This is a genomic window from Streptomyces sp. AcH 505 (genome assembly GCF_000818175.1).
GTDB lineage: Bacteria > Actinomycetota > Actinomycetes > Streptomycetales > Streptomycetaceae > Streptomyces.
On sequence record NZ_JTIY01000001.1, the window covers coordinates 2229608 to 2244686 of the forward strand.

General features: G+C 72.5%; 10 protein-coding genes. 6 read left to right on the plus strand and 4 right to left on the minus strand.

Going from position 1 to position 15079, the window contains the following annotated elements; translation table 11 throughout:
- The 5 genes from HY68_RS10325 to HY68_RS10345 form a co-directional block, all read left to right on the plus strand.
- Nucleotides 1-1608: SDR family oxidoreductase (locus tag HY68_RS10325; protein ID WP_041987258.1), on the plus strand; the 1608-nt coding region annotated here is incomplete at its 5' end.
- A 74-nt stretch (nt 1609-1682) separates the two neighbouring features.
- Nucleotides 1683-2552, plus strand: coding sequence for a metal-dependent hydrolase (locus HY68_RS10330; protein ID WP_041995620.1), 870 nt, complete (start codon nt 1683-1685; stop codon nt 2550-2552).
- Nucleotides 2549-3451 (plus strand): MerR family transcriptional regulator, encoded by a 903-nt coding sequence (locus tag HY68_RS10335; protein ID WP_041987260.1) that lies wholly within the window; start codon nt 2549-2551, stop codon nt 3449-3451. Before HY68_RS10330 ends, HY68_RS10335 begins: the two co-directional genes overlap by 4 nt.
- A gap of 162 nt (nt 3452-3613) precedes the next feature.
- The gene (locus tag HY68_RS10340; protein ID WP_041987262.1) at nt 3614-4171 is read left to right on the plus strand and encodes an RNA 2'-phosphotransferase; all 558 of its coding nucleotides are present in this window, start codon (nt 3614-3616) and stop codon (nt 4169-4171) included.
- 66 nt (nt 4172-4237) lie between these two features.
- A complete protein-coding gene (locus HY68_RS10345; RefSeq protein ID WP_041987264.1) occupies nt 4238-5140 on the plus strand; it encodes an LLM class flavin-dependent oxidoreductase in 903 nt (300 codons plus the stop codon).
- Nucleotides 5141-5207: 67 nt separating this feature from the next.
- Here the strand turns inward: HY68_RS10345 and HY68_RS10350 are convergent, their stop codons facing one another.
- Nucleotides 5208-8183, minus strand: a complete 2976-nt coding sequence (locus HY68_RS10350; protein ID WP_052457059.1) for a tetratricopeptide repeat protein — start codon at nt 8181-8183, stop codon at nt 5208-5210.
- Nucleotides 8180-10048, minus strand: coding sequence for an HSP90 family protein (locus HY68_RS10355; RefSeq protein ID WP_041987265.1), 1869 nt, complete (start codon nt 10046-10048; stop codon nt 8180-8182). The genes HY68_RS10350 and HY68_RS10355 overlap by 4 nt, the downstream gene beginning before the upstream one ends.
- A gap of 282 nt (nt 10049-10330) precedes the next feature.
- Here HY68_RS10355 and HY68_RS10360 point away from each other — a divergent pair, with 282 nt between their 5' ends.
- A complete protein-coding gene (locus HY68_RS10360; protein WP_041987266.1) occupies nt 10331-11176 on the plus strand; it encodes a Cof-type HAD-IIB family hydrolase in 846 nt (281 codons plus the stop codon).
- A 47-nt stretch (nt 11177-11223) separates the two neighbouring features.
- Here the strand turns inward: HY68_RS10360 and HY68_RS10365 are convergent, their stop codons facing one another.
- Both HY68_RS10365 and cydC read right to left on the minus strand, forming a co-directional pair.
- Nucleotides 11224-12981, minus strand: a complete 1758-nt coding sequence (locus HY68_RS10365; protein WP_041987267.1) for a GAF domain-containing protein — start codon at nt 12979-12981, stop codon at nt 11224-11226.
- A 10-nt stretch (nt 12982-12991) separates the two neighbouring features.
- On the minus strand, nt 12992-15079 hold a 2088-nt coding region (cydC, locus tag HY68_RS10370), incomplete at its 5' end, for a thiol reductant ABC exporter subunit CydC (protein ID WP_041987269.1).

Here is a 15079-nt window from a genome sequence, read left to right on the forward strand (position 1 = left end):
CGGGGCCACGGCGGCTCGACGGCGCCCGAGCCGCTGCGCGGCGGCTTCACGCTGGAGAAGCTGACGGACGACTTCCTGGCGGTGGCCGAGGCGGTGAGCCCGGACCGGCCGGTGCATCTGGTCGGCCACGACTGGGGTTCGGTGCAGGCGTGGGAGTTCGTCACGGTCGCGCGGACGGAAGGCAGGATCGCCTCGTTCACGTCACTTTCGGGGCCCTCCCTCGACCACCTGGGGCTCTGGATCAAGAAGCGGGCCGCGCGGCCGACACCGCGCGCGGTCGGGCAGTTGGTCGGTCAGGGCGCCAAGTCCTGGTACATCTACCTGCTGCACACGCCCCGGCTGCCCGAGCTGGCCTGGCGCGGACCGCTGGGCAGACGGTGGCCCGCGATACTCCGCAAGGTGGAGAAGGTGCCGGACGGCCCCGGCGCCGCCTATCCGACGGCGTCGCTGCCCGAGGACGCGGCGCACGGCGCGTGGCTCTACCGGGACAATGTGCGCGCCCGGCTGCGCAGGCCCCGTACGGACGCGTACGCGCACGCGCCGGTCCAGCTGATCGTGCCGACGGAGGACGCCTTCCTGTCGGAGCGGCTCTACGACGACCTCGCCGAGTGGGCGCCGCGGCTCACGCGTCGTACGGTCCCGGTCAAGCACTGGGTGCCGCGTACCCGCCCCGATCAACTCGCCATCTGGATAGCCGACTTCGCCGACCGGTACGCGGAGGACGGCGCCGGGAGCGGACCGGGCGGCGGCGCCGCGGCTGTCACGCCGGCGAGCGGGCGGTACGCGGAGCGGTTCGGCGGGCAGCTCGTCCTGGTCACGGGCGCCGCCAGCGGGATCGGCCGGGCCACGGCGCTGGGGTTCGCCGAGTCCGGTGCCCGGGTGATCGCGGTCGACGTGAACGGCGAGGGCGCGGCCAGGACGGCGGAGCTGGCGCGGCTGATCGGCTCCCCCGAAGCATGGAGCGAACAGGCCGACGTCGGTGACGAGCAGGCGATGGAGAAGCTGGCGGCCAAGGTCGCCGCCGACTACGGAATCGTCGATGTCCTCGTCAACAACGCGGGGATCGGGCTCTCCGGCTCGTTCCTCGACACCACGGCCGACGACTGGCGGAAGGTCCTGGACGTCAATCTGTGGGGGGTCATCCACGGCTGCCGGCTCTTCGGCAGGCAGATGGCCGAGCGCGGGCAGGGCGGCCATATCGTCAACACCGCCTCGGCCGCCGCGTATCAGCCGTCACGTGCGCTGCCCGCGTACAGCACGTCGAAGGCGGCGGTGCTGATGCTCAGCGAATGCCTGCGGGCCGAACTGGCCGGGCGGGGCGTCGGGGTGTCCGCCGTCTGTCCGGGCTTCGTCAACACGAACATCACGGCCACGGCCCGCTTCACCGGTGTCTCGGAGCAGGAGCAGGAGCGGCGCAGGAAGAAGACGTCCCGGCTCTACGGGCTGCGCAACTACCCGCCGGAGAAGGTCGCCGACGCCGTGCTGCGCGCTGTCGTGCACAACCAGGCGGTGGTCCCCGTGACACCGGAGGCCCGGGTCGCCCGGCTGCTGTCGCGGATCTCGCCCGGCGCACTGCGGGCGATAGCCAGGGTGGAGCCCCCGCTGTGAGCGAGGGAGCCGCCGAGAGCAAGGATGTCGCCGAGGGCGGGGACGCCGCAGCGACCGGAGAGGAACGCCGTCCGATCGTGCCGCGCCGGGTCTCGTTCGACTGGCATGCGACACCGCTGCACTGGATACCGGACGAGCCCACCGCCACGCATGTCATCAATGTGCTGCATCTGCTGCTGCCGGCGGGCGAACGCTGGTTCGTCAAGGTGTTCAAGGAAGCCCTGCCGCTGGTCACCGATCCCGAACTGGCCAAGGACGTCAAGGGATTCATGGGCCAGGAGGCCACCCACAGCGTGCAGCACGCGTATGTGCTGGACCATCTGGCGGAGCAGCGGCTGGACACGGCGGAGTTCACCCGCCGTGTCGACTTCATCTTCGAGCACCTGCTCGGCGACCGGCCGCCGTGGCGGATCCCGTTGCCCGCCGGCAGGTGGCTGCTCTACCGGCTGGCGTTCGTCGCGGCGATCGAGCAGTTCACCGCCGTCCTGGGCGACTGGGTGCTGCGCGCCGAAGCGCTGGACAGCGCGGCGGCGGATCCGGTCATGCTCGACCTGCTGCGCTGGCACGGCGCCGAGGAGGTCGAACACCGCGCGGTCGCCTTCGACATGTACCAGCACTGCGGGGGCGGCGAGCCGCTGCGCTACGTCCGCAGGGTGGGGACGATGTGTGTCACGGCGCCCGTGCTGCTGTGGATGTGGGTCTGGGGGACCCGCTACCTGATCCGGCACGACCCGCGGCTCGCCGGCTCGCTGCGCTACTCACGCCGGGCCCACAACGCGGCTGTGGCCAAAGGTCTGTTGCCGGCCTGGGGCGAGCTGGGAGCAGCCCTGCCCCGCTACTTCCGCCGCTCGTACCACCCCTCCCAGGAGGCTTCGCTGAGCAGGGCCGTCGGCTATCTCGCGGCTTCGCCCGCCGCGCGTGCGGCCCGGGAGGGGGAGCGGTGAGCGGCGCCGAGTACCGGATCGAGGCGCTGGCCCAGGCGAGCGGTGCCACCGTCCGGACGATCCGCGCGTACCAGGACCGCGGCCTGCTGCCGACGCCCGAGCGGCGCGGCCGGGCCAATGTGTACGGCGAGACCCATCTGGCCAGGCTCCGGCAGATCGCCGACCTGCTGGAGCGCGGCTACAGTCTGGCGTCCATCAAGGAGTTGCTGGAGGCGTGGGACGCGGGACGCGGCCTCGGCGGGGTGCTCGGCCTGGTCGCCGAGGTGCACGGACCGTGGACCGACGAGGAGGCCGCCCGGATCTCCCGTACGGAGCTGGACGAGCGGTTCGGCGCGATGCGCGACGACGCGGCGGTCGAAGAGGCGCTGGAGCTGGGCGTGCTGGAACGTGTCCCGGGCCGTGACGACACCTTCGTGGTGCCGAGCCCCCAGGAGCTGACCGTGGCGGTGGAGTTGTACGCGGCGGGCGTCCCACTGGCCGCGATCTCCGGCCATCTGCGGGAACTTCGCGGCCAGGTCGAACATATCGCCGCCCGGTTCCTGGAGTTCACCGGCGAGCATGTCTTCGCCCGCTACCTCGGCCACCGCCCGCCGACGGACGCGGAAGCGGCCGAGGCCGCAGCGCTGGTACGCCGGCTCCGCCCGCTCGCCCAGCAGTCGGTCGACGCCGAACTGGCCCGCGCGATGCGCCTGTTCGCCACCCGCCAGCTGGAACAGCACCTGTCGGCCGGGCTCCCCCTGCCGACGGACGTCGAGGAACGCTCGGTGGCGGTGCCGGCCGGGACAATCCGGGCCGTCGAGGCGCTGGTTGGCCTGGAGAACGTGGCGGCGTTCGTCGCCGCGGCCACGGAACGGGAAGTCCAGGCCAGGGCGTTGGATGCGCTGACCTCAACAGACTGACAAACGAGACATATTGATCAAATTGACTAAATCATAAGGCAGTTATCCACAGCAGCATCACATAGCCTGTGGATAAACCAAGTTGGCTGTGGATCAAACTTGTGGATCATGAACACTTGAAATCGGCTGGCGAAGCACCAGGTTCACCGGCACGCTGAACGGATGACAGGAAAACCCGACGAACAGCGCACCGTGAAGGTGTCGAAGTACCTCTCGAAACACCTGCGCCACCGGCCCGAACGGATCGGCCTCACCCTCGACGCCCACGGCTGGGTGGCGGTCGACGACCTGATCCGCGCGACGGCCGCACACAACTTCCCGATCACCCGTGCCGAACTCGACCATGTGGTCGCCGTCAACGACAAACAGCGCTTCACCGTCGAGGGCGAGCGGATTCGCGCCAGCCAGGGCCACTCGGTGACCGTCGACCTGGACCTCCCCCCGGTCGAACCACCGCCGTACCTCTACCACGGCACGGCCCCGCACGCCCTGGCCGCGATCCGCGCCGAAGGCCTGCGCCGGATGAACCGCCACCACGTCCACCTCTCCGCCGACCGCGAGACAGCAACCCGCGTAGGCGCCCGCCGAGGCCGCCCCGTCGTCCTGTCGGTGGACGCGGGCACGATGCACACCGACGGCCACACCTTCCACGTGAGCGCGAACGGCGTCTGGCTCACCGACGCCGTACCGCAGCGCTACCTGCGCTTCCCGACGGCCTGACCCTCAACCGGCCGGGGCGCGTACGGCCTGGTCGGTGCGGGGGGAGACGGGACGTAGGGTCGGATCATGAGTCTGCGTCTGAGCACCGTGATCCTCCCCGTCGACCGCTGGCACGAGGGAGGCCGGGCGAAGTGGCAGCGCGCCGAGGAACTCGGTTTCCACACGGCGTACACCTACGACCACCTCTCCTGGCGCACCTTCCGTGACGGCCCGTGGTTCGGGGCCCTGCCCACGCTCACCGCCGCCGCCACAGCGACCGACCACCTCCGGCTGGGCACTCTCGTCACGTCACCGAACTTCCGTCACCCCGTGACGCTCGCCAAGGAGCTGATGTCGCTCGACGACATCGCGGGCGGCCGGATCACCCTCGGCATCGGCGCGGGCGGCAACGGCTTCGACGCGACGGCGCTGGGTCAGGAGCCGTGGACGCCGCGCGAACGGGCCGACCGCTTGGGCGAGTTCGTGCCGCTGCTCGACCGGCTGCTCACCGAGGGCGCGGTGACGCAGGAGGGGGACTTCTACTCGGCGGTCGAGGCGCGGAACATCCCCGGCTGTGTGCAGCGGCCCCGGCTCCCCTTCGCCGTCGCGGCGACCGGCCCGCGCGGGCTCAAGCTGGCCGCGCGGTACGGGCAGGGATGGGTCACCACGGGCGACCCGAAGCTCTTCGAGGAGGGCACGCCCGAGCAGTCGCGGGCCGCGCTGCGCGACCAGATCGACCGGCTCGGTTCCGCGTGCGCGGAGATCGGACGTGACCCCGCCGAGCTGGACAAGATCCTGCTCCACGGTTTCACGCCGGACCGCAACCGGCCGCTGGATTCGGTCGACGCCTTCGTGGACTTCGCCGGGCACCACCGCGATCTCGGGATCACCGAGATCGCGGTCCACTGGCCGATCCCCGACTCCGACTTCGCCGCAGACCAGGCTGTCTTCGAGGAGATCGCCAACGAGGCCGTCGCGCAGCTCGGCTGACCCGGGCTCCGTGGTGCCCCGGGGCGGGGGCACCACGGGGCACCACGGGGCACCACGCAGTCGGGTGTCAGGCCAGGTGGCGCAGGGTGTCTTCCAGTTGCGAGACCGTTCGGCGGGCCCGGGTGTCGTCCTGAGTGCGGAGTTCGGCGGCCAGGGTGGTGAGGCGCGCGGTGGCTTCGTCGGCCCGGCCCATGGCGTGTTCGGACCAGGCGGCGCCCGTCAGGCATCTCGCTCGCTCTTCCAGAGCGTCGAGGCCCAGCGTCGCGTAGGCGTCGGCGGCCTGTTCCCAGAGGCGTATCGCCTCCAGCCGTACGGCCTTCTCGTCCACCGCGTCCGGGGCCGGTTCCGGCTTGTCCTGCTCGTCGTCGTCATCGTCGTCGTCGTCGAAATCGTCGTACTCGTCGTCCGGGAGCCGGGACATGGTCAGGTTGGCGAGTTGGTGCCAGGTCTGGCCGCGTTCGTAGCGCGACTGGTCGTCGTCCGCGCCGTCCAGTACGGCCAGGGCCTGGTGCATCAGGTCGCGTGCGGCGTCGAAGTCCTCCTCGTTCCGGTATCCGGCCAGCCAGGCGAGTGAGCGCAGGATCCGTACCTCGGCCACGGGGTTGTCGCCCGACTCGCGCCACAGCTGCAGGGCTCTGCGGTACGCCGACCGTGCCTCGTCCGGCAGGCCCGCCCTCGACAGTGACTCGGCCGCGAGCTGGGCGAAGTGGGCCTGCGGGGCCGGGTCGTCCCAGCCCTTGGCGGTGTCGGCGGCGAGGAGGTACTGCTCCGCCGCGCCGCGTGCGTCCCGCAGCTGTCCCAGCAGGTCGCCCAGCGTCTCGCGAGCGTGGACCCCGCGGTACTCGCCGTGGCCCAGCAGGTCCGGCAGCGCGGACTGGAGGACTTCCGCCGCCTCGGCCGTACGTTCAGCCGCCGCGTACGCCTTGGCCAGCACCAGCCGGGCCTGGGCCCCGCCGGCGGCGCCGAGGCCCGCCTGGTCGAACCAGTGCGCCGCGTCCAGCGCGTGATCGGCCGCCTCCGCCTGTCGGCCGCCCCGGCGCACCAGGATGTCGGCGAGCGTGAGCCGGACGATCGCCTGCTCCTCCGGGTCGGTCAGCTCCGTGCTCTGCTCGACGGCAGCGCGGGCTGCGGCCTCGGCCTCCTCAACGCCGCCGCGGGCGAACAGCAGCCCCGCACGCCGGGCGAGCGGCTGCGCCGCCTCCCCGGGCTGGCCCGCCGCGATGTTCCGCTCGGCCGCCGAGCCGAACAGCGACTCCGCGCGCTCCTCGTCCCCGCTCCGCAGCGCGAACTCGGCCAGCATCAATTCGGCCTCGGCGACGAGGTGTCCCAGCCCCTCGGCCGACTCCCTGGCCGCGACGAACGCGGTCAGCTCCCGCTCCAGTCGGCCGTCCACGCCGTCGTGGTCATGGTCCGCTTCCCCGGCCCGGAGGAACGCCTCTATACGGATGCCGTTGATCTCGGCCGCCGCCACCCGGCGTGCCCGGCTCGGGTCGGTGTCGGCCAGGGCCTCGGCCGAGCCGAGCGCCGTCGCCAGCAGCTCCCGTATCTCGGCGGCCTCGGCGCCGGACTGCGCCGCGGCCGTGGCGAGCCGCAGCTCGGCGAGGGCGGCGCGGCCGTCCTGCCCGATCGCCCGGTGTGCGGCCAGGCTCTCGGCGAACAGCTCGCGGGCGTCCTGCGCCCCGGCGCGGGCGGCGCGCAGCGCGCGGTGCTCCAGCAGATCGGCGGCGAGCAGCGGATCGGGGGTCTGGCCCGCTGCTTCCAGCCGGGCGGCGACCCGCTCCCACTGGGAGTCCGCGCCGGGATGGCCCTGCTCCCGCAAGGACCGGGCGCGGGCGGCGAGTTCGGCGATGTCGTCCGTATCGGTATCCGCCCCGGTCGGGGTGTCGGGGCCCCGGCCGGCTTCGGCGGCGGTACGGGCGGGTGCGGCCAGCACCGGGCTGCGCACCCCCAGCGGCAGGAAGTCGACCAGCGGCTGCCGGGCCAGGCGCTCGGTGAGCCTGCTCGACATATGCGCCGTGCCGTTACGGGCGTCGAACCGGTCGACGATCGCCGTGGCGTCCGCGTACAGCTGGTCGTACAGCTCGCTCACCGTACGGGCGGTGCCCCGGTAGGGCACGGCCGGCCGGTCGCCGTGGCCGAGGTCGGTGAGGCGGCGCAGCAGGACGAGGATTCCGCCGTTGAACTCCAGCTGCGATTCAAGGTCGGTGAGCGGGCCGAGGTGCGCGGTGTGCTCGGAAAGGATCTCCAGACCCCGGGACTCGTTGCCGGTCAGCGCGCAGAACTCGATGTGCTCACCGATCTCACGCAGCAGCGATTCGTTGCCCCGGGCCATCCGGTAGCCCCGCAGATGGTGGGAGCGGGCGTCTGCGGGCCGGCCGAGGCGCATCAGCGGCAGCAGCGAGTGGGCCAGCACCCGGTGGGGCTCCTCCAGGCAGGTGTCGTTGCCGGACAACACCGGCTGCCAGACCTCGATCGCCTTGGCGTCCTCGCCCTTGCGGGACCAGTAGCCGCCCTGGGTGTTGATCTCGCAGGCCAGACAGTCGCTCATCCGGTCGCGCTCGGTGTCGGCCCAGCCAGCGATGGCGCGGTCGGCCCGCGCCGCGTCGCCGACCGTGTCGGCCAGGTAGAACTCGGCCTTGCGCACGGCCCGTGCGCTGAATCCGGCGACCCGGTAGCGGCGTTCCATGTCGGCGAGCCAGCGCTCGACCACGTCCAGCGGGATGTCGGGGGACGACACGACGTTGCTGGTCACCCACTTGAAGTGCCAGAACAGCCGGTGCGTCTCGTAGCCGTCGAAGGCCGCCGCGTCGGTGTCGTACTCCTGGAGGAGCCGCGCGAAGGGCACCAGCATCTTCGTACGCTCCGAGCTGTACTCGTACGCGTCGATGAGGGAGCTGAGGGACCTGCGCAGCAGCGCGCGGTCACCGGTCCGCTCGGCTGCGGCGGACAGTTCCTCGGCGCGGGCGTTGCGTGCGGCGCCGTTGGGCGCGTTGTCGTTCTCGAAGAGGCCCCGCTGGATCTCGGCGGGTGTCAGCGTCGTCACTTCTGGTCATCCTCCGGGTCGGCCTGCTGCGCTGCGGAGTGGGTCGCCCATTCCAGGAGTCCGAGGAACGCGCGGTTGAGCAGGGTCGTGTCGGCGGGGCGCAGCGGTCGCTGGGACATCAGCAGCGCCTGGCCGTACAGCGACTCGACGGCCGTGCCGGTCAGCTCGGCGTCGGGGAGCGCCGATATCCGGCGGATCAGCGGGTTGTTGTGGTTGAGGACGAGCCGGGCGCGCGGCGCCGAGCCGCGCAGCGAGCCGAGGATGTCGCTCCACAGCGAGTCGGCGCCGTCCTGCGCGGTCGCCCTGTCCCGTTCGTGCCTGGCCTGCCGGTCGTCGAGGAAGAGCGCGGGTACGGAGACGGGCTGGAAGGCGCGCAGCGCGACATCGCAACCGAGCGCGTCGAGGCGGGTCCGCGCGGTGGCGAGGAAGCCCGCCAGGGCCAGTTCGGCGCCGGTGTCCACCGGGTCGAGCCGGTCGGTGACAGCACCGGCGTCCAGCTCGGTGACCTTGATACCGGGCCGGACGGCCGGCAGCAGGGCCAGCAGATCGGCGTCGTACGTGTACCCGGCGTTGATCACGCCCAGGCCGTGCGCTGCGGCTATCGGCGCGATCTGCCGGAACTCCTCGACGGTGCGGGTGAAGTGGATGTCGTCATGGGCGGCTGCGAACTCTTCGAGGCTGACCTGTCCGTCACTGGTCTCGAACGGCAGCCAGGGCAGCATCAGGTCGAGCAGCTCCGCGTCGTGCCGGGCGAGGGACTTCACCCCGAGGTGATGCACGCTCAGGAAGGCGGCGAGCCGCTCGGGTTCGCCCGCGGCGAGCTCGGTGAGCCAGTCGCGCACGCGGGCGCCGAGCGCGTCGCGTACGGCGGCGAGCGTCTCGTCGTCGTACAGATTCTCGCGGGAGGCCGTGGGGCGCAGGGTGTCCGTGTCGAGGACGGCGCGCACGAAGAACGCCCAGTCGGGGAGGAGGTTGTCCGCGTGGTCGGTGAGCAGCATGCCCTTGAGGTAGACGCGGTGCCCGGCGCGGTGCGCGGGGCTGGTCGGCTCGGGCAGGACGTACGCGACGCCGCGCACCCCGGCCACCGGCAGGTCCAGGTCGATGGTGTCGAGCGGTGTGAAGCCGAAGACCCGGGCGCAGTGCCCGGCGAGCGCGACGCGCCGCGCGCCGGGGGTGGGGTGTTCGCGGTCCCAGACGGCGGGCCGGTCGGTGAGGGCGCGCTCGATGCCGTCACCTGTGCTGAACGTGATGTCGTACGGCAGGAGGGAGCCGAAGTCGCGGGCGAGCTCCTCCACGCGGACGGGCTCGGTCCACTCCTCGGCGCCCGGCCTCGGTTCGAGGAAGACCGTGGTGCCCGGCTCCGGCCTGGCCTCGTCGGGCAGGGTCCGCACGGTGTACGAGCCGTCGTCGGTGGCCAGCCACTCCACGGGCGGGGCTTCGGGGGTGCGGGCGGAGCGCGTGACGACCCGGATCTGCCGGGCGACGACGAAGCAGGCGAGCAGGCCGATACCGAACTGGCCGAGGAATTCCCTGCGCGCGTTCTCCAGGCCCTGCGCGTCGCCGCGCTTGGAACTGCGGCCGATCGTGGCGAGCAGGGTGTGCACCTCGTCGGCCGTCAGACCGATGCCGGTGTCCTCGATGGACACCTGGCCGCCGGCCGTCGACAGCCGGATCCGGATGACGGCCGCCGGGTCGTGGGCACGGCGGGCCGTGACCGCGTCGACCGCGTTCTGCAGGAGTTCGCGGACGTAGACACGCGGGCTGGAGTAGAGATGGTGGGAGAGCAGATCCACGAGCCCGCGCAGATCGACCTGGAAGGTGTTGACGGCGGGATCAGTGGTCCCGGCCCTGGTGGAAGACGTCATGGGGCAGCACCTCGCGTGCTCGCATACGGAATTGACGACCGCGAGGTTCCCCCCTCACCGATCGTGAAGTGAGACACAGCGTAAGGCCCGGGACTGACATTCCGGCCGGAAATTTTTCGGGCGCGACGACGGTGCGACCAGGGTGCGACGGCGACGGGACAGCAACGAGACGACCGCGCGAAAGCGGCCGGGCCGCGCGCGTCCCCCACGCCCCCACGGCGCGCGCTCTCAGATGTGCGCCCCTGCGCACGCCCGTGCGGCTCCGTACGTGAGAATGGGGATGTGACCTCCGCTGACGACTCCCCGCTCCCCGCCCGCCCCCGGCTGATCGCCACGGATCTGGACGGCACCCTGCTCCGCGACGACAAGACCGTCTCCGCCCGTACGGTCGACGCCCTGGCCGCCGCCGAGAAGGCCGGTATCGAGGTCTTCTTCGTCACCGGCCGGCCCGCCCGCTGGATGGACGTCGTCAGCGCGCATGTGCACGGCCACGGCCTCGCGATCTGCGCGAACGGCGCCGTCGTCGCCGACCTGCACGCGGGCGGCGAACCGGTCGAGGTCCGGCCGCTGCCGCGCCCGACCGCGCTCGACGTCGTACGGATCCTGCGCGACGCCGCTCCCGGCACATCCTTCGCCGTGGAACTGACGACCGGCATCCACTACGAGCCCGAGTACCCGCCCTTCCACCAGGACCCCGGCGCCACTGTCGCTGCCGCCGAGAAGCTGCTGCACGAGGAGGAGAAAGGTTCCTGCGCACCCGTCGTCAAGCTGCTCGCCTACCACCCCACGCTCACTCCCGACGGCTTCCTCACGCTGGCCCGTACAGCCGCCGGCGACCGCGCCTCCTTCACCCGCTCCAGCCCCAGCGCGCTGCTGGAGATCAGCGATCTCGGGGTGAGCAAGGCGAGCACCCTCGCCCTCTGCTGCGCCGAGCGCGGTATCTCGTCGGACGAGGTCGTCGCCTTCGGCGACATGCCCAACGACCTGGAGATGCTGACCTGGGCCGGTACGTCGTTCGCGATGGGCAACGCGCATCCCGACGTCCTGGCCGCCGCTTCCGGCCGTACCGCCACCAACAACGAGGACGGGGTCGCGGTCGTCATCGAGCGGATCCTCGCCCGCCTCTGACGGCCGGGCGGACAACCGACCGGCGCCGCCCGGTCAGCCCGCCACTCTCACAACTCGGCCGCCACCTGCAACGGTGCCTCCCAGACCACCGTCGTACCCGCCCCTTCGGCGCCGATGCCCGGCGCGCCCGCGCTCGATCCGCCCAGCGCCTCGGCCCTGCGCGCCAGATTGCGCAGCCCGCTGCGCCGGCCGCCCTCCGGGATGCCCACCCCGTCGTCGGCGACCGAAAGCCGGACCGCCGGCGCGCCGTCGGGCAGCCGCGCCGTCGCGTCGACCGTCACCTCGATCCGGCTGGCGTGCGCGTGCCTGAAGGCGTTGGACAGCGCCTCGCGCAGCGCCGCGATCAGGTTCTTCCCCGACAGCTCACCGACAGTGGCGTCGACCGGGCCGACGAAACGGTGGACGGGGGTGAAGCCCAGCGGCACCGCCGCCATCTTGATCTCCCGCAGGACCCGGGTACGCAGCCCGGCCGGCGCCTCGGCCGGCCCCTGCTGCAAGGCGAAGATGGCCGTCCGGATCTCCTGGATGGTCACGTCCAGCTCGTCCACCGCCTTGCCGATCCCCTGGTGGACGGCGGGTGTGACCGTGCCGCGCTGGGCGCTCTCCAGCATCATGCCGGTGGCGAACAGCCGCTGGATGACGAGATCGTGCAGATCACGGGCGATCCGGTCGCGGTCCTCCAGGACGGCCAGCCGCTCCCGGTCGCGCTGCGCCTCGGCCATCATCAGCGCGACGGCGGCCTGCGAGGCGAACTGCGTCGCGAGGATGCGTTCGGTCTCGCTGAACCGGCGCGCCTCCCGCCCCCGGGGGGTGATGAGCGAGCCGAGCACCCGGCCGCCGCTCTGCAGCGGCAGGATCATCATCGGCCCGAACGGCTCGGAGTACTTGGTGACCATCCGCGGATCGGCGGCGGCGTCGTCGAGGAACAAGGACTCGCCGTTCATCATGGCCGCGACGACGAAGCTCTCCGGCGGGACGATGTCGCCCAGCTCGGCGGGGGTCGGCAGGTCGGTGCTGATGGCGGCGATCTGCAGACCGCCCTCGGCGGTCGGCAGCAGGACGACACCGGCGGCCGCGTCGGCGAGCCTGCGGGCCTGTTCGGCGACCACGGACAGCGCGTCGGTCGCCTCACCACCGGAGAGCAGCGCCGTGGTGACGGCGACCGAGCCGTCGATCCACCGCTCGCGCTGCCGCGCCGCCTCGTACAGCCGGGCGTTGCCGATGGCGATGCCCGCCTCGGTGGCGAGGACGCGCAGCATGTGCAGATCGTGCTCGTTGAACTCCTCGCCGTCGTGCTTCTCGGCGAGACAGAGATTGCCGAAGATCCGGCCCTGGACGCGGACGGGGACGCCGAGGAAGGTGCGCATCGGCGGATGCCCCGGCGGGAAGCCGGCGAAGCGGTCGTCGGCCGTCAGATCGGCGAGCCTGAGCGGTGACGGATCGCGGATCAGCGCCCCGAGCAGCCCGCGGTGCCCGTCGGGGCGCCGGCCGATCACCTCGGCCACGTCGTCGTCCACGCCGTACGTCACGAACTCTTCGAGCCCGTCGCCCGTCTCGTCCACGACACCGATCGCCGCGTAGCGGGCGTCGCCCAGCTCGGCCGCCGTCTCACAGATCCGGTCGAGGGTGGACCGCAGTTCCAGCCCCATACCGATGGAGCGCATGGCCTCCAGCAGCCGCGGCACCCGCGCGGTCACCTCGGTCGACAGGCCCTGGAGGTCCCGGGCCGCGTTGGCTGCGGCGTCGGCCGGGTCCAGGTCCGGGTTCCGGTCCGGATCCGGGACTGCCGATTCGGACTGATTCATACAGTCGAGACTAGTAAGTGTTATTTGCTGGGGAAAGTCGGATGTCGACCGGATCCCCCGCCAGGTCTCCCACCGTGCCTCCCACCAGGTCTCCCGCACGCTCGCGCGCCAGCAGCCGTCGCAGCGGTCCTTCGACGAGGGCCAGCTCCTCGTAGGGACCACGCTGTACGGTCCTGCCCCCGTCGAGGACGATCACCTCGTCGACGCTGTCGAGACCGCGCAGCCGGTGGGTGATGAGCAGCGTCGTCCGGCCCTCGGTCGCCGCCAGCAGATCGGCGGTCAGCGCGTCGGCCGTCGCCAGGTCCAGATGCTCGGCGGGCTCGTCCAGCAGCAGTACGGGAAAGTCGGCGAGCAGCGCGCGGGCCAGCGCCAGGCGCTGGCGCTGGCCTCCGGAGAGCCGCGCGCCGTGCTCGCCCACGAGGGTGTCCAGGCCGTACGGCAGGGCGTCGACCCACTCCAGCAGCCGGGCCCGGCGCAGCGCGTCGCGCAGGTCGTCCTCGGTCGCCGTCGTACGGGCGAGCCTGAGGTTCTCGCGCACTGAGCTGTCGAAGAGATGCGCGTCCTGGGCGCACAGGCCGACGAAGCGGCGCACCGCGTCACCGTCGAGCGTGGCGGCGTCCGTACCGCCGAGCCGGTAGCCGCCCTCCCCTGCGTCGAGGAACCGGAGCAGCACCTGGGCGAGGGTGGTCTTACCCGAGCCCGAAGGGCCGACGACGGCCACCCGCTTGCCGGGGGTCAGGGTCAGGTCGAAGCCGCTGAGCGCGTCGCGCTCCTGACCCGCGTACCGCGCCGCCAGCCCGCGTACCTCCAGCGGGAACGGTGTGGCGGGCGCAGGGGCCGGGTGCTCCGGCTCCTGTACGGGGACGGGCGCGTCCAGCACCTCGTACACCCGCTCGGCGCTGCGCCGGGCCCGCCGGCGGTACTGGACGGCCAGCGGCAGTCCGGTGACGGCCTCGAACGCGGCCAGCGGGGTGAGGACGACAACGGCGAGCTGGACGCCGGCCAGGCGCCCTTCGCGTACCGCCTGCACCCCGACGACCGCGGCGGCGACGACGGTCAGTCCGCACGCCAGCGCGGAGAGCCCGCCGCCGAGCGCTGCGGCGCTCGCGCCCCGCCGGGTGATCGCCGTCAGCGTGGCGTCGCTCTCCCGGGCCCCGCGCAGTCGGCGCTTGAGCGCGCCGGCGACGGTCAGTTCGGCGGTTCCCCTCAGCAGATCGGCGACATCGGTCGCCAGCGCGCCGCGTGCCGGGGCGAGTCGCCGCTCGGCGCCACGGGCACAGGCGCCGCTCACCAGCGGTACGCCGACGCCTGCGACGAGCAGTCCCACGGCCAGGACGGCACCCGCCTCGGGCAGCAGCCAGCCGGTGAAGCCGACGGTCGCGGCCGACACGACCACGGCCGTCCCCGCGGGCAGCAGCCAGCGCAGCCAGTAGTCCTGGAGGGCGTCCACATCGGCGACCAGCCGGGACAGCAGATCACCGCGCCTCGTCGCGCGCAGCCCTGCCGGAGCGATGTGCTCCAGCCGCCGGTAGACGGAGACCCGGAGGTCGGCGAGCATCCTGAGCACCGCGTCGTGCGACACGACACGCTCCGCGTAGCGGAAGACGGCGCGCCCCATGCCGAAGGCGCGGGTCGCCGTCACCGCCACCATCAGGTACAGGACGGGTGGTTCCTGCGAGGCGCGGGATATGAGCCATCCGGAGACGGCCATGAGGCCGACGGCGGAGCCGAGCGCCAGGCTGCCCAGCAGCAGCGCCAGGGCGAACCGGCCGCGCAGCGCTCCGGCCGCCGCCCGAACCCGCGCCAGGGGCGCAAGCGCCCCGCGCGACGCGGCATCGGAATCAGGAGCAGAAGCAGAAGGAGGAGCAGAAACGGAAACCGAGCCGGGAGCCGTGCCGGTGTCGGTGTCGGTGCCTGAAGCCTCGGACCGCGCCGAAGCCTGCGAAGCCGCCACCGACGCCGGGCGCGACGGTACGTCCACGGGCGGCGCCGCCAGCGTCACCACCCGGTCGGCGACCGCCAGCAGCGCCGGCCGGTGGACGACCAGCAGCACCGTCCGGCCGGCCGCCAGCCGCCGTACCGCGTCGACGACACCCGC